At 67.4% G+C, this 18699-nt stretch carries 16 protein-coding genes and 1 pseudogene; 11 read left to right on the forward strand and 6 right to left on the reverse strand.

What is annotated here, in order from left to right; genetic code table 11:
- Window positions 1–53 precede the first annotated feature (53 nt).
- Window positions 54–1295, forward strand: a complete 1242-nt coding sequence (mshC, locus tag QR64_RS22045) for a cysteine--1-D-myo-inosityl 2-amino-2-deoxy-alpha-D-glucopyranoside ligase (RefSeq protein WP_039587192.1) — start codon at window positions 54–56, stop codon at window positions 1293–1295.
- Between the two features lie 52 nt (window positions 1296–1347).
- On the opposite strand, the gene QR64_RS22050 is transcribed toward mshC, so the two are convergent.
- Window positions 1348–4566: a DEAD/DEAH box helicase gene (locus tag QR64_RS22050; protein WP_039587193.1), complete on the reverse strand. Its 3219-nt coding sequence runs from the start codon at window positions 4564–4566 to the stop codon at window positions 1348–1350.
- A gap of 177 nt (window positions 4567–4743) precedes the next feature.
- Between QR64_RS22050 and QR64_RS22055 the strand changes: the two genes are divergently transcribed.
- The 5 genes from QR64_RS22055 to QR64_RS22080 all read left to right on the forward strand — a co-directional run bounded on the left by QR64_RS22055 (window position 4744) and on the right by QR64_RS22080 (window position 10354).
- Window positions 4744–6114: a hypothetical protein gene (locus QR64_RS22055; RefSeq protein WP_200886526.1), complete on the forward strand. Its 1371-nt coding sequence runs from the start codon at window positions 4744–4746 to the stop codon at window positions 6112–6114.
- Window positions 6115–6201: 87 nt separating this feature from the next.
- A complete protein-coding gene (locus tag QR64_RS22060; protein ID WP_039587195.1) occupies window positions 6202–7425 on the forward strand; it encodes a sigma 54-interacting transcriptional regulator in 1224 nt (407 codons plus the stop codon).
- Window positions 7422–8660: a DUF2201 family putative metallopeptidase gene (locus QR64_RS22065; protein WP_039587196.1), complete on the forward strand. Its 1239-nt coding sequence runs from the start codon at window positions 7422–7424 to the stop codon at window positions 8658–8660. The genes QR64_RS22060 and QR64_RS22065 overlap by 4 nt, the downstream gene beginning before the upstream one ends.
- A gap of 925 nt (window positions 8661–9585) precedes the next feature.
- Window positions 9586–9972 carry a hypothetical protein gene (locus QR64_RS22075; protein WP_094980503.1) on the forward strand — a complete coding sequence of 129 codons (387 nt, stop codon included), beginning with the start codon at window positions 9586–9588 and terminating at the stop codon, window positions 9970–9972.
- A gap of 115 nt (window positions 9973–10087) precedes the next feature.
- Window positions 10088–10354 (forward strand): hypothetical protein, encoded by a 267-nt coding sequence (locus tag QR64_RS22080; RefSeq protein WP_033096661.1) that lies wholly within the window; start codon window positions 10088–10090, stop codon window positions 10352–10354.
- 43 nt (window positions 10355–10397) lie between these two features.
- Here the strand turns inward: QR64_RS22080 and QR64_RS22085 are convergent, their stop codons facing one another.
- Window positions 10398–10793 (reverse strand): VOC family protein, encoded by a 396-nt coding sequence (locus QR64_RS22085; protein ID WP_039587202.1) that lies wholly within the window; start codon window positions 10791–10793, stop codon window positions 10398–10400.
- Between the two features lie 154 nt (window positions 10794–10947).
- On the opposite strand from QR64_RS22085, the gene QR64_RS22090 reads away from it, so the two are divergent.
- Together QR64_RS22090 and QR64_RS26875 are read left to right on the forward strand one after the other, a co-directional pair.
- The gene (locus QR64_RS22090) at window positions 10948–12537 is read left to right on the forward strand and encodes an alkaline phosphatase D family protein (protein WP_039587203.1); all 1590 of its coding nucleotides are present in this window, start codon (window positions 10948–10950) and stop codon (window positions 12535–12537) included.
- 22 nt (window positions 12538–12559) lie between these two features.
- Window positions 12560–12697 carry a hypothetical protein gene (locus QR64_RS26875; protein WP_153811634.1) on the forward strand — a complete coding sequence of 46 codons (138 nt, stop codon included), beginning with the start codon at window positions 12560–12562 and terminating at the stop codon, window positions 12695–12697.
- Window positions 12698–12713: 16 nt separating this feature from the next.
- Here the strand turns inward: QR64_RS26875 and QR64_RS28375 are convergent, their stop codons facing one another.
- Both QR64_RS28375 and QR64_RS22095 read right to left on the reverse strand, forming a co-directional pair.
- A complete protein-coding gene (locus tag QR64_RS28375; protein WP_235367304.1) occupies window positions 12714–12953 on the reverse strand; it encodes a hypothetical protein in 240 nt (79 codons plus the stop codon).
- Window positions 12954–13005: 52 nt separating this feature from the next.
- Window positions 13006–14142 (reverse strand): annotated as a pseudogene (locus tag QR64_RS22095) (Mur ligase family protein); the annotation flags it as partial.
- Here QR64_RS22095 and QR64_RS28380 point away from each other — a divergent pair.
- Together QR64_RS28380 and QR64_RS22100 are read left to right on the forward strand one after the other, a co-directional pair.
- On the forward strand, window positions 14143–14301 hold the full coding sequence (locus QR64_RS28380) for a hypothetical protein (protein WP_024100866.1): 159 nt from the start codon (window positions 14143–14145) through the stop codon (window positions 14299–14301). It abuts the pseudogene before it with no gap.
- Between the two features lie 65 nt (window positions 14302–14366).
- Window positions 14367–15875 carry a protein adenylyltransferase SelO gene (locus tag QR64_RS22100; protein ID WP_039587204.1) on the forward strand — a complete coding sequence of 503 codons (1509 nt, stop codon included), beginning with the start codon at window positions 14367–14369 and terminating at the stop codon, window positions 15873–15875.
- Window positions 15876–16171: 296 nt separating this feature from the next.
- Here the strand turns inward: QR64_RS22100 and QR64_RS22105 are convergent, their stop codons facing one another.
- Together QR64_RS22105 and QR64_RS22110 are read right to left on the reverse strand one after the other, a co-directional pair.
- Window positions 16172–16471 (reverse strand): type II toxin-antitoxin system Phd/YefM family antitoxin, encoded by a 300-nt coding sequence (locus QR64_RS22105; protein WP_019289349.1) that lies wholly within the window; start codon window positions 16469–16471, stop codon window positions 16172–16174.
- A 132-nt stretch (window positions 16472–16603) separates the two neighbouring features.
- Entirely contained in the window at window positions 16604–17236 is a 633-nt protein-coding gene (locus QR64_RS22110) for a pyridoxamine 5'-phosphate oxidase family protein (RefSeq protein WP_006551988.1), read from the reverse strand.
- 235 nt (window positions 17237–17471) lie between these two features.
- Here QR64_RS22110 and QR64_RS22115 point away from each other — a divergent pair, with 235 nt between their 5' ends.
- Window positions 17472–18650, forward strand: coding sequence for a hypothetical protein (locus QR64_RS22115; protein WP_052227387.1), 1179 nt, complete (start codon window positions 17472–17474; stop codon window positions 18648–18650).
- The last annotated feature ends 49 nt before the right edge of the window (window positions 18651–18699 follow it).

The following is an 18699-nucleotide window of genomic DNA, read 5'->3' on the forward strand; positions in this document are numbered from 1 at the left end:
CACGCCCGGGTGCCCGCGCGGAGCACTCCCGCGACTCCATTAGGCTCGTAGTCATGCAATCTTGGTCCGACGTCGCGATCCCGTCCGTCCCCGGTCAGGGGCCTCCGTTGCGGTTGTTCGACACCGCGGACCGAGCGGTGCGTCCGGTCACCTCGGGCGACACCGCGACGATGTACGTGTGCGGCATCACCCCCTACGACGCCACGCACCTCGGCCATGCCGCCACCTACCTGACCTTCGATCTGGTCAACCGCATCTGGCGCGACGCCGGCCACGACGTCCACTACGTGCAGAACGTCACCGACGTCGACGACCCGCTGTTCGAACGCGCCGAGCGCGACGGTGAGGATTGGGTCGTCCTCGGTATGCGCGAGACGGCCCTGTTCCGCGAGGACATGGAGGCGCTGCGCGTGCTGCCGCCGCGCGACTACATCGGTGCCGTCGAATCGGTGAACGAGGTCGTCGAACTCGTCGAGAAGCTCGTCGCCTCCGGTGCGGCCTACATCGTCGACGACGCCGAGTACCCGGACGTCTACTTCCGGACCGACGCCACCGAGCAGTTCGGCTACGAGTCCGGCTACGACCACGACACGATGATGCGGTTCTTCGCCGAGCGCGGCGGCGACCCGGAGCGCCCCGGCAAGCGCGACCCGCTCGATGCCCTGCTGTGGCGCGCGCAGCGTCCGGGCGAACCGGCCTGGCCGTCGCCCTTCGGTGACGGACGTCCCGGCTGGCACATCGAGTGCGCGGCCATCGCCCTCAACCGCATCGGTTCCGGCTTCGACGTGCAGGGCGGCGGCAGCGACCTGATCTTCCCGCACCACGAGTATTCCGCCGCGCACGCCGAGGCTGTCACCGGTGACCGGCGTTTCGCCCGGCATTACGTGCACACCGGCATGATCGGCCTCGACGGCGAGAAGATGTCGAAGTCGCGCGGCAACCTGGTGTTCGTCTCCAAGATGCGCGGTGAGGGCGTCGACCCCGCCGCCATCCGGCTCGGGCTGTTGTCGGGGCACTACCGCGTCGACCGGCCGTGGACGTCCGAGGTCCTCGCCGCCGCCGAGGCGCGACTGGCGTTGTGGAAGCAGGCGGCGGCGCTGCCGTCGGCCGCCTCCGCCGAGGACACGGTCGCGCGCCTGCGCCAGCACCTCGCCGACGACCTCGACACCCCGAAGGCCCTCGATGCCCTCGACGGGTGGGCGACCTTCGCCGTCGAGCGTGGCGGCGACGACGCATCGGCGCCGGGTCTGTTCGCCGACGCGGTCGACGCGCTGCTCGGTGTGAACCTGCGCTGAGGGGTCGGTGCGTGGTGTTGGTAGCAGGCATTACCAGGACCACGCACCGTAGCTACGCCAGCAGGGCGCGGATGTCGTCGGCGGTCAATGCCGACGAGAACATTTCTCCGTCGTCGACGACCGACGAGAACAGCTCCGCCTTGCGTAATTGCAGCGCCCGCACCTTCGCTTCGATGGTGTCGCGGGCGATCAGCCGGTACACCATGACGTTGCGGGTCTGCCCGATGCGGTGGGTACGGTCGACGGCCTGCGCCTCCGTCGCGGGATTCCACCATGGGTCGAGCAGGAAACAGTAGTCCGCTTCCACCAGATTCAGGCCGAATCCGCCGGCCTTGAGGCTGATGAGAAACACCGGTGCCGCTCCGGACTTGAATTCCTCGAGTACTTTTCCGCGTTTGCGGGTCTTGCCGTCCAGATACAGGTAGTCGATTCCGGCGGCGTCGAGCCGTGCCCGGACGCGGTCGAGGAACCCGGTGAACTGGCTGAACACCAATGCTCGGTGCCCGCCGACGATCACGTCGTCGAGCTGTTCGAGCAGCGCATCGATCTTTGCGGAGCCGACCTTGTTATGCGCGTCGTCGACGAGGCCCGGATCGAGGCTCATCTGCCGCAGCAGGGTCAGCGACCGCAGGATCGTGAAGCGGTTGTTGTCGAGGTCGTCGACGAGCCCGAGAATTTTCTGCCTCTCGCGCTGCAACTGCCGGTCGTAGACGGCACGGTGTTTCGGTGTGAGTTCCACCTCGAGTACCTGCTCCTGTTTCTCCGGCAGGTCGGTGGCGACCTGTTCCTTGGTGCGACGCAACATCAGCGGTTTGATGCGCTGCCGCAGCTGCACCAGCAGTTCGGGGTGACTGCCGCTTTCGATGGGTTTGCGGTAGTAGTCCTGGAACTTCGTCGGATGGGGGAACAGGCCGGGTGCGGTGATCGATAGCAGCGACCACAACTCCATCAGGTTGTTTTCCATCGGAGTTCCGGTGATCGCGACCTTCAGCGGTGCCTCGATCTGCCGCACGCACTGATATGCCTTCGCCCGGTGGTTCTTGACGAACTGTGCCTCGTCGAGCAGCAGCATCGACCAAGCCCGTTCGAGATACTCGTCGATATCCAGGCGCAGCAGCGTGTACGACGTGACGACGACGTCGATCCCGTCGAGCAGATCACCCAGCGACACACCGCGTTTGGCGGATGTCTCGGTGATCGCCACGACGTTCAGGTCCGGTGCGAATCGCCGGGCTTCGGTGGCCCAGTTCGGAACCACCGATGTCGGCGCGACGATGAGTACCGGAGCATCCGCGGGTCGCTTCGCGCGAGCGTGGCAGATCAGTGCAAGCGACTGCAGGGTCTTGCCGAGGCCCATGTCGTCGGCGAGGATTCCGCCGAGTCCGTGCGTCCACAGGAACGTCAACCACCGGAATCCGTCGAGCTGGTACGGCCGCAGCGTCGCCTGTACCGCCTTCGGCACCCGGGTCTTCGCTGTCGCCTTCATGTCGAGAAGGCCTTGTACCTGTTTCTTCCAGGCTGCGGCCTGCTTGTCGACGACACCGAGCGCCGCCAGTTCCTCCCAGATCCCGGCTTGGAATCGGCTCAGCTGCAATCGATCCGGATCGTTGTTTTCGTGCAGTGCGCGGGCTTCGTCGACGAGTCGGCGCAGTTGTTGCAGTGCGGGTTTGTCCAGGGGCAGGTAGGCCCCGTCGGGCAGCATCAGAGTTGCCGCGCCCTCGCTGAGCGCGGTGAACACCTCCCGGAAAGGGAGGGTGGCCCCGTCGAGTTCGATGGTGATGTTCAGGTCGAACCAGTCGGAGTCGGCGGTGGCCTCGGTGGACAGTCCGATGCGCAGGCTGTCGCCGACGTCGCGGTAATCGGCAGGGGTGCCGTCGACGCGCACCTGCACATCGTCACGGCCGGTCAGCAGGGGCAGCAGTTCGGATACCAGTCGTGCGGTGTCGAGGTCGGTGATGGCGACGCGGGGGAACAGCCGCCGGTCGACGGAGTTGTCCAGGCCGAACGGGGCGACCACCGGCCGGATCTCGGTGAGCAGCGCGTCTTCGGCGTCGCGGTCGCGGACGGTGTCGCCGAGACGTTCGTACAACTCGACCGTGTACTCGCCGTCGCCGACGGTGTAGCCGAACTGCCAGTGCAGATCGGCGCGATGTTCGGGACGGAAGGCGACGTGTAGGAGCAGCGTCGGCCCGCTGACGGTCGGTGCTGTGAACGAGCCGTCGGTGGAGGTGACGGTCGCTGCTCGGTGCAGGCGCGGGTAGTAGGTGGTCGCGAACCGCGGCACCTGATCTGCTGGCACGGTGAGCGCACCGCTGCTCTGCAGTAGTTGTTGCATGCCGGCGGCAACGGGGTTGCGGAGCTGCGCGAGGCGGAACGGTAGATCTGCCGGCGCGCCGCCGTCGTGATCCCCTGAAGGGAGGTAGATGACGCCGTGGGCGGGGGTGCCGATGAACGCGACGGCGGTCCCGGTCGAATCGTCGCCGATGTGCAGGGCTGGGGTGACGGTCAGGCCGTCACCCGAATCGGCGACGTCGACATGCACATCTGCGGTGCCGGGCGGCGGCACCGCACCGTGCTTCTTCTTCGCGTAGCGCAGCTCGATCCCGAGACGGTGGGCATCGTCGAGCAGCGACCACAGTCGCGGCGACACTGCGGACAGGTCGACGGTGCTCGAGGCGGAACTGTAGTAACTCCGTGTCGAGGCGTGTACCAGCGCTGCGAACTCGAGCAGCAACTGCCGATGTTGCTCGTTCACGTCGTAGGTGTAGGCCAGGTTCTGCCACGAGATGTTGCCGGACACCCACCCGGTGCGGCCGGGCCGCAGCACCCGCGCGGTGAGTGCCGGTGCAGGAGTGTGGGCGCGTTGTGTCAACGCCAGTTGCAGTGCGAGCGGCGTTCCGCTGCCGGTGTCGTGGTCCTCGAACATCGCTTCGAACGGTGCCTCCCACGAGGGAGTGGGAGAAGGCATGTCCCCCTGCGGGGTGAGCAGTGTGAGTAGAAGCGCCACGGTATGCTTGCAGTCGTAGCCGACCGGGCACGAACACTCGCCGTACTCGAACTCGAGTCCCCGCGGTCCGGGGTGGAGCTGAACGACAGTCTCGTACATTCGTGTGCCGGAGATGCGTCCGAGACCGACGAGATTGTCCTCGTCGAATCCGCAGTCGACGACCGCGCCCTGCTCGGCGTAACGGCTGCCGCGGTCGAATGTGGGCCCGCCGACCGCGGCGATCAAGGACCGGATGAGGTGGTCGAAGGCGGGATTCCCGGACATGGGTGAGCAGTCTATGTCCAGCACCTCGTGCGCGAATGCGACCCCCAGCGCAACCGGAAGCACGCCCGAGGCGGCAACCGGCCGCGCGTACTGGCCGCACGTGCCACGACACGCTACGATTGCGCCGATGACAACCTTCTCTGATCAAAGATTGGGGGCCCAGTTCGCACACGGTGAGTGCTGATGCACCCTCCGACTGCGAACGGGACCGATCCCCGACTGTCCTTCTGGCTGCGCGTGCGCGAGTTCGCCGTGCCGCCGTCCATGATCGAGGACGCGACCGACCGACGCCGTGCAGGTGACTGGCGTGGCGCTTGTGCCGCAGCGGGATTCGACCCCGACCTCGACCTACGCGTACTGCGCAACAGGCACGGCGTCGAGGTTGCGTCGCAGGTCCTCGACGATCTACGACACCTGGCCCCCGACCTGCTGCGCTGGCACCTACCGCGCGTAGCTCCCGACGGACTACTACGCCCGGGGCTGACCATCTCGCTGGCCCGGTACGGGCCGCATGAGCACAGAAGACGCTGCGGTGCGAACAGTTCCATGCATCTGATCGTTCGGACCGCTCCGGCCTGGGCGGATGCGGGGCAGCGGATCGCGCTGACGTTGTGGGACGGCTCGGATTTGACGAACCATCCCCATCCACGCCCCAACAGACGGTTCCGCCTCGACCTCCACCGGCACCTGTGGGATGTCCGCAGGTCCGCTGAACTGCGACTACGCGGTGGCACAGGGCAGGTGCCGGCCACCACCGCGTTCGCCCCCAGTCTGGCCGCGATGATCCCGGAGAACTGCGCCGTCGACCGCTGGGCTGCAGAATCCGGCATCCTGCTCCGCACGGACGGGCACCGTGACGGTCCCGTGCGGGTGCGATGCGGGGGTCGACTCGACGTAGTGGTGGAACCGGCCGGCGGTACGGATCCCGTGGCATTGCGTGTTGTGGACGACTACCCGCGCGGCCGGCTCGCTGCGCTGCCGGTGCTGCCCGAGGCCGCGATCTGGGTGCCCCCAGACCTGACGTTGCTCCGGTCGGGAGCAATCACCGCCGACCGTCTGCACCCGCTGGTCGCCGCAGCGCTGGATCCGGGTCGGCCACCGCCGCAAGCACCCCGGATACCGAAGCGGGGGAATCGAACTCACCTGATCGATTGCCGTGGAGAACGGCACCGGCTCGGGCTGGTCGACGGCGTCCTGACCGCGCTCGACCATGATCCCGCCGAGATCCGGCGCGAAGAACTGCTCGCCCGACTGGGCGGCACTCCATTGCCGTGTCTTCACGCCATCGACCAGGCGCATCGCCGTCCCGACTGCCTGCCGGGCGTTCGTGAACGCCTGGATCACGGAGATGCCGCCGGGGCGCTGGCAGTCGTCGAAGGGCTGCTCGGTCCCGACGCGGTCCTCCGTGACGGACCTCTGCTGGACGAACTCCGGACCTCCGCGGACCGCCGCAACATCTACGACCGGTATCTCTCCGAACCGCTGGGACCGCCGCCCGCATCGCGACCTCGCCGACTCGGATGGTCGCGTCGCACCCGATCACACTGAATCTCTTTCCTTCTCGAAGCCCGCTGTTCCGCAGGGCGTCCTACCGTTCGTGTCCTGCTGTTCCTTCCGACATCACAGGTGGTACACATGTCGTCCCCACTCCTTCCTGCCCGGTCCACGAACAACGAACTCGACAGTGCTGCAGCGTTGTCGGCGATGCTCGACGCGGTCACCACCGAGCCTCGCCCCAACGACCAACTCGAAGCCCTCGCCGTGGCGGTCGCCGCCGATCTACCGGTACTGCTGTGGGGTGAACCGGGAATCGGCAAGACCGCCGCCCTGACCCAGCTCGCCGAGACCGTCGACCTGCCGCTGACCACTGTCATCGCGAGTGTGCACGAGCCGTCGGACTTTTCGGGTCTGCCCGTTCTCGGCGACGATCCCGCAACTCACGGAGTCCCCATGGCACCCCCGGACTGGGCGGTCCGGCTCGTGCAGGCCGGGCGGGGACTGTTGTTCCTGGACGAATTGTCGACGGCACCACCCGCCGTGCAGGCGGCCCTGCTCCGTATCGTCCTCGAAAGACGAATCGGGGCACTGCAACTCCCGACCGGTATCCGCATCGTCGCCGCCGCCAACCCACCGTCCTCGGCAGCGGACGGCTGGGAGCTGAGCCCACCGTTGGCGAACCGATTCGTGCATCTGAACTGGACCTACGACCACGACGTGGTCGTCCGAGGTCTCGGCGGAACCTGGCCACGCGCGACGCTGCCGCGCCTCGATCCGGAGAAGTTCTCCGACGCCGTGACGTTCGCCCGCCGCGCGGTCTGTGAACTCCTCGCCGCCCGGCCCGCCCTCGTACATCAACTCCCCAGCAGTCAGACCCGTCGTGGCAGTGCCTGGCCGTCGCCGCGGAGCTGGGACATGACCGTGCGGCTGATCGCGTTCGCCACCGCCACCTCGTCGTCGAAGGATGTGCTGTCCCTCCTGGTTCGGGGGAGTGTCGGTGACGGACCCGGTTTCGAGCTGCTGGCCGCCATCGAGCGTATGGACCTTCCGGATCCGGAGGCGCTGCTCGCCGATCCGGCGGCTGCCGATCTTCCCGAGCGCGGCGATCTGCGCCAGGCCGTGCTCGACGCGGTGGTTGCCGCGGTCCGCCGACGGCCGGACAAACCCCGCTGGGACGCGGCGTGGGCACTGCTGGCCACTGCGGTGGAATCCGGGCCGCCCGATCTCGTGGTTGTGCCGGCGACCACACTGGCCACCTTGCGCCGCGACGACTGGGAGGTGCCGGCATCGATCGACGAGCTTGCCGGTGTCGTCTCGGTCGCGCGATCAGCGGACGACGCTGCCGCGCAGGTCGGCCGATGACGACGTCACCGGCATTCGACGCGAACAGGATCTATGCCGCACGGTTGTATGCCGTGCGCGCCCGGCCGTATCTCGCGACCGCCTTGCACGCGCTGCACATCGTCGCATCGCCTCGCGTACCGACGATCGGTGTGGACCGGCACTGGCGCTGCTACATCTCACCCGTCTTCGTCGCTCAGCGGCCGGTCGAGGAACTGGCGTCAGTCCTTGTTCACCAGGTCTCGCACGTACTGCGCGACCACCACGGCCGCAGCGACCGCTACGCCCGCGCGCACGACCTGGGCGGTCGCGCCGATCGACTACGCATGAACATCGCCGCCGACGCGGAGATCGACGACGATGCGTTCGGTGACGGATTGCCCCTACCCGACGACGCCGTTCTGCCGTCGACCCTGCAGTTGCCCGCCGGTCAGCTCATGGAGGACTATCTGCAGCAGTTCGGCCTCGGTCCGTGCACCGACAGGCTGGCCTGGCTCGACTGCGGCAGCGGTGCCGACGGACTGAGCCGTGAGTGGGAGTGGGGACCGGAAGGGGCGAACGCGCTCAGCGACGAGCAACGGGACGCTGTGCGCTTCCGGGTGGCGCACAGCATCATCGGGCAGCCGGGCAGTGCACCCCGCGGGTGGCAGCGGTGGGCGGAGGAAGCTCTGCACCCGACGCAGCCGTGGCGAACTCTGTTGGGGGCGGCGATCCGCTCGGCCACCTCCGCGTCCGGCGCCGGTGACGACTACACCTACCGCCGGCCGGCGCGGCGCTCTGCTGCCGTGCCCGGAGCGGTGCTGCCGAGCCTGCGGCGAACCCCGCCGCGGGTCGGTGTCATCGTCGACACCTCCGGCTCGGTGAGCGACGCGGATCTGGGCAGTGCACTGCTCGAGGTCGCCGCTATCGCGCGGGCCGTGGGAGGGCGTCGTGACCTGGTCACGGTGCTGTCCTGTGACGCGGCCGCGCGGATCGTGCACCCGCTGTGTCAGGCCGAGGACATTCCGCTGGTCGGAGGCGGTGGCACGGATCTGCGCGCCGGATTCGCCCGGATGCTGCGTCTTCGGCCCCGGCCGGATGTAATGGTGGTGCTCACCGACGGGGAAACCCCCTGGCCCAGCAGCCGTCCGGGGTGCCGGACGATCGTCGGTCTGTTCCCCCGCATTGCGACCCGCAGCGAATCGAACCCCGACTTCGTTCCGGACAGGCCGCCGGAATGGGCGCGTGTGGTGCAGATCGGCACATCTGCGATCTGAAGGGCACCGGAACGAAGCCATGAGGGAGGGGACGTGGGGCGCTCGCTGGTGCTCTCGGGTGGGAATGCCATCGAGGCCGCGTGGTTGTCGGAGTGTTGCGCCCGCGGAATTTACCCAGGCGCAGCGCGCTGCGTCGAAGCGGTGTCAGCGATCAGATCGACTCTACGAGCGGATTCAGCGGATCCTCCGGTACCGATGCGAGCCACTGCTCGGCCCAGGTCGCTCCCATCGCGTGGGCCGGATCAGTCATTCCGACTGCTCTGGCGTTGTCCTGCCGGTTCTGGAAGCGGACGTGATCTGATGTCGGACTTCGGTGTCGTCGGTGGGACGACAGAGGCTTTCATCCGCCTGAGACTCAGCGTTCGGAGCCGCGGGCCGTCGGCCAGTTGATCAACAACCTCGGTCTGAGTCGATTGTCGAAGTCGGATCAGAAGATGGCGATCAAGCGCTGGCTCGAGTCGAATCGTCCGAGTCCACGCTTGAAGAAGTCGCTGGTCCGTGTCGGTGACGAGTCTTTGCTTGCCGAATCCGTCTGACTTCTCCAGCTTCGAATGCTCCTGGTGCTTGGGGCGTCCGACAGTCCTTGTCCTGATCCGGATAGCCGCTGATCCCTACTGTGTGTGTGTCCGGGTACGTTGTGACGGACGTGAACGATCGGAATGAAGAGGGGGAACCCGGTGCGCAGTGACCGGTGGGTCGAAATCAGCCCTTCCCCGTTCGACCACGAACGCGAGGGCCTCGAACGTATCAAGGATCACGCCGGCGACTTCCGACGGCTCCAGGAACACCCTCGATACGACCAGATCGTCGCGGCGCTTGGACTGTACCTTCCCGCTGCGTGCCGTATCCGTGCCGTACCGAGGCGACATTCTGGACGGTGAGTTGTTTCCCGAGTTCCAACCGCAGGCGAATCTTCTGCATCTCCATGGCTGCCCTGGAGACGTTCTACATTGCGGTCTCCGACGAGTCGGACGACATAGCCGCCGTGTTCTTCGTGGATAGTCGCTATCTCCCGGTCAGTAGGTGGGGCCGGGTGTTGCTCGCCGCTCGGGGAGTGATGTTCGGCGAGGGGACCCACAAGTCCGGCGGAGGATTCGAGCAGTGCTTGATTGTCGATGACATCCGCTTCGTGCGTTCAGCTCTGAAATCGAAGCACGTCCGCGCTGCGGCTGCGAAGTTCAACCTCGACTTGATGCGTAAACGTCAGTCGGCATACAAGCCGTCGCATTGTCGGCAACTTCCCGCTGCTGCTCTGGCCTCGTTCGCGGAACTCCCGTCGAGGCAGAGCGAAGCATCGTGCCGTCAGGCGTGAATTCGAGCAATCGCTGGACGACCGCGAGTATTCGACTCGATCGGTTCGCTGCGGAGTTCTGCAGGTTTGCAAATTACCCGGTCCGAACACTCGGGCTTCCGAGGAGGTAACGAAGGTGTACGAAGTCAAGGTCACCCATCGGGTCCTGGCGAACCGGCGTTTCGCGTGCGAGATCTACCCCGGGGTGTTCGTCGTGGAAGGTGGTGCCGTCCTGTCCACCTATGCCGGACCTGCAAACGGTTACTGCCCCTGCGAGCCGGTGGAGCCGGAGGTCGACGAAGTGTTCGAGATGAGCGAGCGGCAACTCGAGGACGCCATTCAATGGGCAACGTCGATCTATCGTCCGCGACTGAGCTATCGTCCGCGGCGGAGGTTGCGCTAGAGAGCATCCGGGCGCGGCGGATCGTCGCTGGGGGCGAGGGTGATCAGCTCGGCGGCGCGAAGAATTCGAGCGCGATGTTGTCGGGATCGCGGAACGACAACCCGGAACCGTACGAGGCGTTCTTGATGTCTCCATGCGGAATTCCGAGGGTGTCGAGCCGATCGCGCCACTTCTCGAGATCGCTCGCCGTGCAACCGAATGCGATGTGGTCGAGCCCTGTGTTCCGTTCGTCGAAAGTCGCCTGCGCCGGCGTACCGGGGTGGGTGTGCAAGCCGAACAAGGTGCCACCGTCGAGTGCGAAGACCGCGTGGTGGAAGGTGCCCGATTCGTCGTCCTCGTCGAGGACCGGTGTGGCGTCGAAGAGGTTCGAGTACCAGGCCGTGCTTGCGGCCAGATCCGAGACGGTGACGGCGACGTGGGTGAGTGCGGGAAAAACCATGACAGTCTCCTCCGTTCGAGGCCCCTCCTCATCGTAGACCTCGATGCGGTGCTGCCGACCCCTGTCGGCGTATCCCCAAATGTTTCCGAGTGTTCTTCCTACGTTCGGTAACGTAGTCCGTGCGAAGGAGATTCGGCCACTACCTTCCGTGGCCATGCCTTTGTCACGTAGATCGTTCCTTTCGGCCGGACTCGGAATCACTGTCGTCACCGCAGCCACCTCCGTCGGTGTCACCGGATACGCGCGCGCCGACGCGCCGGGAGTGAAGGGCGACCCCTTCCTGCTGGGTGTTGCCTCGGGCGACCCGGTGCCGGACGGATTCGTGATCTGGACCCGCCTCGCGCTCGACCCGCTCGCCGAGGACGGACTCGGCGGCATGCCGAACCGTCCCGTCACCGTGCAGTGGGAGGTCGCGGAGGACGAGAAGATGACCCGTGTCGTCGCACGCGGTGAGGAACGAGCCGTCCCCGACAGCGCCCACTCCGTGCACGTCGAACTGTTCGGGCTGCGTCCGGGCCGGGAGTACTTCTACCGGTTCCGTACCGGCGACCACATGAGTGCGGTGGGGCGGGCGCTGACGACACCGTCGGCCACCGAGACCGCGGCGGCTCTGACGATGGCGTTCGCGAGCTGCGCGCAGTACGAACACGGCTGGTTCACCGCCTACCGGCGCATGGCGGAGGACAACCCTGATCTCGTTCTGCACCTAGGGGATTACCTGTACGAGTACACCAGCGGCGGTTACACCAGCGACACCGGTCTCGTCCGCTCGCTCGACGGACCCGAGACGGTCACCCTGGCGAACTACCGGCAACGTCACGCCCAGTACAAGGCCGACGCCGATCTGCAGGCCGCGCACGCGATCGCACCGTGGCTGGTGGTGTGGGACGACCACGAGGTCGACAACAACTGGGCCGGAACGATTCCGGAGAACACCGACGCCGCTCAGAGCAACGAGACCACCGAGAACTTCCTCGCCCGCCGCGCCGCCGCCATCCAGGCATACTACGAGAACATGCCGCTGCGACCCTCGTCGACACCGCGGGGACACGACATGAAGATCTTCCGGCGGATCCAGTGGGGGAATCTCGCCAACTTCCACATGCTGGACACCCGTCAGTACCGCGACGACCAGGCCGCCGGCGACGGGTGGAAGAAGAACGTCGCCGAACGTCACGACGAGGCACGAACACTCACCGGAACCGAACAGGAACAGTGGCTGCTCGACGGTTTCCGCACCTCCACCGTGCAGTGGGACTTCCTCGGTCAGCAGGTGTTCTTCGCCGAACAGGACAAGGACCCGAGCCCTGAGGGCGACGAGGTGAGTATGGACGGCTGGGACGGGTACGCGGCGTCACGTCGTCGGATCACCCAGGGCTGGGTGGATTCGCCGGTACGCAACGCCGTCGTGCTCACCGGCGACGTGCACCGGCACTGGGCCAACGACATCAAGGTCGACTTCACCGATCCCGACGCGCCGGTAGTGGGTTCGGACCTGGTGTGCACGTCGATCACGTCGAACGGCAACGGAACCGGCGCGACGCAGGTCGACCACATGCCGGCGAACCCGCACCTGAGGTTCCACAACGACCGGCGCGGTTACGTGCGTACCACGATCACCCCGGACGCCGTGCACGCCGACTTCCGGGTGCTCGACACGGTCACCGAACCGGACGCGCCGGTGTCGACGGTGGCGTCGTTCGTCATCGTGTCCGGTCAGCCGGGTCTGCAGCCGCGTTCGTAACATCCTGGACGGTCGGTACTCGGTGACCGTCGCCGGTGGCCGCACCAGCACGATCATCAATCCCGGTGCGGGTGTGAGCCTGCTCGTCTCCGTCCCGAACACCGGCGCCATGAGAGATCCGAGCTGGGGCACCAGCGGCAACATGTGGCTGCAGCCGTAGCCACCGGGCGGATGACTCAGGGGCGGGGGACGCGCGAGACGGACCGGTGTTGCGCACGGTGCAGTGCGCGCCGCAGTTCGTCCCGGTCGTCGAACACCTGCACCGTGTCCCCGGAGACCAGGCGTGGCTCGCATCCGCGTCCGGCCACGACGACGACGTCTCCGGGGCCGGTGTGGGCGACGGCGATATCGAACGCGCGACGTCGGTCGGCCTCGACGACGACGCGGGCGCTGCGCGCTGCGCGCTGCGAAGGCACCTTCGGCGACCGCATCCCTGAGCACACGCGGGTCCTCCGAGGGGGGACTGTCGTCGGTCACGACCACCACGTCGGCGTAGGTCGCGGCGGTGTGCCCGAGCGGAAATCGCTTGCCGGGATCGCGTTCTCCGGTCGCGCTGATCACGAGGACCAGTCGCCGCTCGGGGGCGAGCGACCGGAGGAAGGGCAACAGTTCGCGTTGCCCGGACGTGTTGTGCATGTAGTCCACGAGCGCGAGAACACCCTCACCGGCGTCGACGCGTTCGAGCCGGCCGGGCACACCCGCGAGGGTCTCCAGACCCGCTGCGGCCTGCAGGACGTCGCCGTCGACGGCGGCCACCGAGGTGAGCGCCGTCAGCGCATTGGCCACCTGGTGTGGTCCGAGCAGCGACAGTCGCACCGGCGCACTCCCGGCCGGCGTGTGCACGGTGAAGCAGGTGCCGTGGAGATCGCACCGGATCGAGTCCGCGTACACGTCGGCGCGGGCATCGCAGGTCGAGTGCGTCCACAGCGGCACGTCGACGGAGGCCGCCAGACGTCGCCCGTACTCGTCGTCGATGTTCACCACGGCCGTCTGCGTGCGGTCGGCGGTGAACAGTGCCGCCTTGGCGGCGAAGTACTGCTCCATCGTGTGGTGGAAGTCGAGGTGGTCGGGCCCGAGATTGGTGAAGGCGACGGTACGGAACCGCACACCGTCGACGCGGCCCTGACTGATGCCGTGCGAGGACACCTCGAGCGTCACCGCCTGCACGCCCTGGTCACGGAACTCGGCAAGCGTGCGGTGCACGACCGAGGCCTCGGGAGTGGTACGGGTCGCGGGTCGTGTGCCGGCCGGACCGCGCACGACGACCCCGCCGATCATGCCGGTCACCACGCCGGTGGCCGCGAGTGCGGTGTCGAGGAGATAGGTCGCGCTCGTCTTGCCGTTGGTGCCGGTGATGCCGTGGACCTGCAGGTCGTGGGAGGGATGCCCGAGGATCCACGACGCCAACGGGCCGACCACGCCGCGCGGTCGATCGACCACGAAGGCGGGCAGCAGGCGCGACGGCCGGTCGCTGAGCACCGCGACCGCGCCATGGGTGGCGGCTTCGGCTTCGAAGTCCAGGCCGTGGGCGTGGTGTCCGGGTAGCGCTACGTACAGATCGCCGGGGCGCACCGTCCGGGAATCGTCGCTGATGCCGGTGATCACATGGTCGTGCCGGTCCGCTGGTCCGGATCGCAGGACATCGCGGAGGTGCTCGGCGACGTCGCGGACCTGGATCCGCCGGATGGGACGGCGAGGATCGTCCGGGTCGGTGTGCACGGGGGCGGATACCCGGTCCGGGACGGAATGATGCGCCGCCGGTGACCGGGCTCCACCGGCGTGCTCCTCGCCCGCGACATGCGTCGGTCTCACACGGTTACCCTCGAAGGATGACTGCGATTCCGGATTTCCCCGTCGGCACGAACACCACGATATCCGGTCTCGGCAGTTCCTTTGCCGACGAATTGAGCGGATTGTCGGTGCCGTGGCAGGGCGCCGAGGCCCCCGACCCGGAACTGCTCGCGCTCAACGAGGACCTCGCGGTGTCGCTGGGACTGGACGTGGCGGCGTTGCGCAGCGCCGACGGCGTCGCCGTCCTGGCCGGCGCGGAGGTGCCGGCGGGTGCCAAGCCGGTCGCGATGGCCTATGCCGGACATCAATTCGGCGGATACGCTCCGCTGCTCGGCGACGGTCGGGCGTTGTTGCTCGGTGAACTCGTCGACGCGGACGGTGACCGCGTCGATCTCCATCTCAAGGGTTCGGGGCCCACTCCGTTCTCCCGGGGTGGGGACGGCTTCGCGGTCGTCGGGCCGATGCTGCGCGAGTATCTGGTGAGCGAGGCCATGCACGCCCTCGGCATTCCGACCACCCGTTCATTGTCGGTGGTGGCGACCGGTCGGCCGGTCCACCGCGAGGGTGCCGAGCCCGGCGCGGTGCTGGCCCGTGTCGCGGCCAGCCACCTGCGGGTGGGGACCTTCGAGTTCGCGGCGCGGCAGGGAGAGGTCGTGCGTGCACTGGCGGACCACGCGATCGCCCGGCACTATCCGGATCTGCTCGACCTGCCGGAGACCGGCGAGAACAACCGCTACCTGGGACTGTTCACCGCCGTGGTCGAGGCGCAGGCGTCGCTGGTGGCGCAGTGGATGCTCGTCGGTTTCGTCCACGGGGTGATGAACACCGACAACACCACCATCTCGGGGCAGACCATCGACTATGGTCCGTGCGCCTTCGTCGACGCCTTCGATCCGGCGGCGGTGTTCAGTTCCATCGACCACAGCGGGCGCTATGCGTTCGGCAACCAGCCCGCCGTCCTGAAATGGAATCTGGCGCGTTTCGCCGAAACCCTGCTCAGACTCGTCGATTCGACTCCGGATGCGGCGATCGCCGCGGTCACCGCTGTTCTGGACAGTTTCGACACCCGCTACGAGCGTCACTACCGGTCCGGTCTGGCCGCCAAACTCGGTCTCCCGGAGGACTCTCTCGATCAGGAACTGGTCGACGATCTGTTGACGCTGCTGGAAGAGCACCGCGCCGACTGGACGGTGACCTTCCGTGCCCTCGCCGACGAACTGCGCGGCAATCCGGCACCCCTCGACGGACTCGTGCCGCGTGAGCGCTCGGCGCCGTGGCTCGAACGCTGGCACGCCGCGGCCGAGCGGGACGACCGGGCAGCAGGGGAGAGGGCGGAGGCGATGGACCGCGTCAACCCGCTGTACATCCCGCGCAATCATCAGGTCGACGCCGCGCTGAAGGCAGCGACCGGCGGCGACCTCGAACCGTTCGCGAGGCTGCTCGAGGTCGTCACACATCCCTTCGAGGCGCGTGCCAAGTGGAACGAATACGTCTCGCCCGCACCGCGTTCGTTCGCCGAGTCCTTCCGGACCTTCTGCGGCACCTGACCGCCCGATACTGACGAATCGAGACCGGTGTTGTTCGCGAGTTCCCAACGGATTTCGCGAACAACACCGGTCTCGGTCGATTCTGGACCAGTCGGGTGCGGGTCGGATCGCGCGGCCGGTTACGCACGAACTCGACTCCGGTCGGGCACTTGCAGGTGGCGAGTTCGCGTCGAAGGCGGCCGCGGGATCGGCGAGCTGGACGACCGCTTTCACCGCCTCGCGGCGAGACTTCCGGCATCTGCACCGCCCGGCCGCAGTGCTCGGCGGCGGTGTGCAGATGTACGGGATGGAGACGGTCAACGGGCGCGACGCCGTTTCTTGCGCTTCTTCTTGTTCTTCGCGCGCCGGCGAGCAGCCGGCGGCTGCCGCCGGCCCGTCGACGCGGCGGCCTCGAGCGAACGTTGCATCTCCCGGCGCAGGCTGTCCATTAGTTCGGGGGAGCGGAGCAGGAAGGTTGCCTCCTGCAGCGCCGCATAGCGGTCCTTGGAGATCAGGACGCCTGTGCCGCGTTTGCCGACGATCTCGACGGCGACGGTCTCGTCGTTGACCTCCCGGACCAGCTCACCGAGCCGCTTGCGTGCGGCTTTCACGGACACGGACGTTGATGGCACTCGCGGCGACTCCGATCTGTTCCTTCGACGCGGGCATCCTTTCATCACCGATGTCGGATTCGGGGGCGGACACGACGGAAAGCCCCTTCGATGTCACAACGGACAGCCCGTTCGATGTCACAGAAATGCGCGCACGGAGCGTGGCAACGCGGTCGAGGACCCGGTGATCGGTGACGGGATCGGATCGTCGGCGACGGTCCGCAACGGCACCACTCCCGCCCACACGGAGTGGTCTTCACCGTCCCCGGCGTCCTCTCCCGGTCCGGCCGCCCGGACCTTTACGCTCACCTCGGTGAGCGGCACTTCCAGGACCGTGGTGGCGGCCAGTTCCTTCGGTGTCGGCGACCGGACCTCGTCCCACCGACCGGGAATCAGATGCTCCGTCACCACCTTCAATGCGTGTTCCTTCTCGCCCGGCGCGACCGGTGTGGCCACACCGAACAACACCGCACTGCGGTAGTTCATGCTGTGGTCGAAGGCCGACCGGGCGAAGACGAGCCCGTCGAGATGCGTCACCGCGACCGACACCTCGATCCCGGACCGCGCGTCGAGAAACATGCCGGCGCCGGTCGAGCCGTGCAGCAGTAACCGGTCCCCGTCGCGGCCCATCGCCATCGGCAGCACCACAGGCGATCCTTCGCGGACGAAACCCACGTGCGCGATGCGGGCCTCGTCGAGAAGCCGGTGCAGCACCGCCGGATCGTCGGTGCCGCGTTCGGGTTTGCGGGTCAGGCGCGTGCGGTCGCTCATGGCACCGATCGAAGCAGTGCCGCCGCGGCCGGTCAACCGGATTCCGAATCGAGTAGTGCGCTACTCGCGACCCTCGGCGATCGCCACCACAGACTTCGTGTACAGGCACGGAGTGCGACAGTCGACCGGACGACGGAGATGACGAGATGGACAAGATCGGGGACCATGCAATCGTTCTGGGCACGAGCGTCGGTGGTCTGCTCGCGGCCCGTGCGCCGGCAGAGTCTACGACGCGGTGACGGTCGTCGAACGCGACGTCCTCCCGTCCGGTGCAGAGAACCGTCGCTTCCGCGACCGCCGAGCCACCTACGTGCCGAGTCGGCCACTGCTCGAACATCATGTCCGGCGGCGCGTGCGCGCGATCCCGAACATCACGCTTCTCGACGGCCACCACGCCGGGGGCCTGACGGCGACACCGGATCGCCGCCGAATCACCGGGGTCCAGGTGGGCAGCCGCGACGGTGTTCGGATCATGACGGCGGATCTGGTGGTCGACGCGATGGGACGGGGCGCCCGCACCCCGGCGGGTCTCGAGAAACTCGGCTACCGACGACCGGTCGAAGAGCACGTCGTCGTCCACGTCGTGTACCGCAGCCGGCTGCTACGACTTGCGCCGGGCACACCGATGGAGAAGATGGTGTTGATCGGTGTTGTGTCGGGACGTCCGGCGGGCATGGCGCTGTTCGGCTACAAGAACGATATGTGGCTGTTCACGGTCGCTGCGATGGCCGGACGCGAACCGCCACCGAGCCTGACCGGCATGATCTTCGCCGTGGAGGCGTACGCACCCGACCACGTGGTGGCCGCGCTCCGGACCGCCGAACCCCTCGGCGAGGACGACCTGTCCCGCAGGTTCTTCCGGGCCGCGAAGAAACCGATCGGTGCTGCGTGGCAGTTCGCGATCGGCTCCGACCTCGCGCTGCCCGAAGTCGAAGGACCCCGCAGCGTGCAGACGCGACTCGGCAACGCGTACGTGGCGCGGGTCCTGGCCGCGGCCGAGAACGATCCCGTGGTCGTCGACCGTTTCCTTCGGGTCAGCAGCCTGATGGATCCGCCCGGACATCTGATGCATCCCGCGCTCGTGGGCCGGGTGTGCGTGGGCAACCTGCGGCGACACCGGAGAATCGCCGGCATGCCTGCTGGGGCCGCCGATCGTCGGACGACATTCGTGCCCGCACACCGATGTCGCGGACGACGACCTCGACGATCACATGGCCGACGTCCTCGCCGGCATCGACGGCATGTTCTTCGGCCGTGTGGCCTACGAACTGCTCGCCCAGCACTGGCCCGCCGCGGAACACTCGATCAGAGCGGTCGAGGCACGGCAGGCACGGCTGATGAACGCATTGCCGAACTACGTGCGCTCCCGATCCGCGACGGCGACCGATTGGGGACCGGCGCGGCGGATGGGTGACGCCCTGCCCCACGAGGTTGCACAGGGGTTCTCCGACGGGTAGAAGTGT

Origin of the sequence: Rhodococcus sp. Chr-9, assembly GCF_000801125.1 — a bacterium.
GTDB classification, from domain to species: Bacteria; Actinomycetota; Actinomycetes; order Mycobacteriales; family Mycobacteriaceae; genus Rhodococcus; species Rhodococcus pyridinivorans.

What these genes read in the sequence shown, in the direction of transcription:
- mshC (WP_039587192.1), top strand. Translation starts at nt 54, where the DNA reads ATGCAATCTTGGTCCGACGTCGCGATCCCGTCCGTCCCCGGTCAGGGG.
- QR64_RS22050 (WP_039587193.1), bottom strand. Translation starts at nt 4,566, where the DNA reads ATGTCCGGGAATCCCGCCTTCGACCACCTCATCCGGTCCTTGATCGCC.
- QR64_RS22060 (WP_039587195.1), top strand. Translation starts at nt 6,202, where the DNA reads ATGTCGTCCCCACTCCTTCCTGCCCGGTCCACGAACAACGAACTCGAC.
- QR64_RS22065 (WP_039587196.1), top strand. Translation starts at nt 7,422, where the DNA reads ATGACGACGTCACCGGCATTCGACGCGAACAGGATCTATGCCGCACGG.
- QR64_RS22075 (WP_094980503.1), top strand. Translation starts at nt 9,586, where the DNA reads ATGGCTGCCCTGGAGACGTTCTACATTGCGGTCTCCGACGAGTCGGAC.
- QR64_RS22085 (WP_039587202.1), bottom strand. Translation starts at nt 10,793, where the DNA reads ATGGTTTTTCCCGCACTCACCCACGTCGCCGTCACCGTCTCGGATCTG.
- QR64_RS22090 (WP_039587203.1), top strand. Translation starts at nt 10,948, where the DNA reads ATGCCTTTGTCACGTAGATCGTTCCTTTCGGCCGGACTCGGAATCACT.
- QR64_RS28380 (WP_024100866.1), top strand. Translation starts at nt 14,143, where the DNA reads ATGGTCGTGCCGGTCCGCTGGTCCGGATCGCAGGACATCGCGGAGGTG.
- QR64_RS22100 (WP_039587204.1), top strand. Translation starts at nt 14,367, where the DNA reads ATGACTGCGATTCCGGATTTCCCCGTCGGCACGAACACCACGATATCC.
- QR64_RS22110 (WP_006551988.1), bottom strand. Translation starts at nt 17,236, where the DNA reads ATGAGCGACCGCACGCGCCTGACCCGCAAACCCGAACGCGGCACCGAC.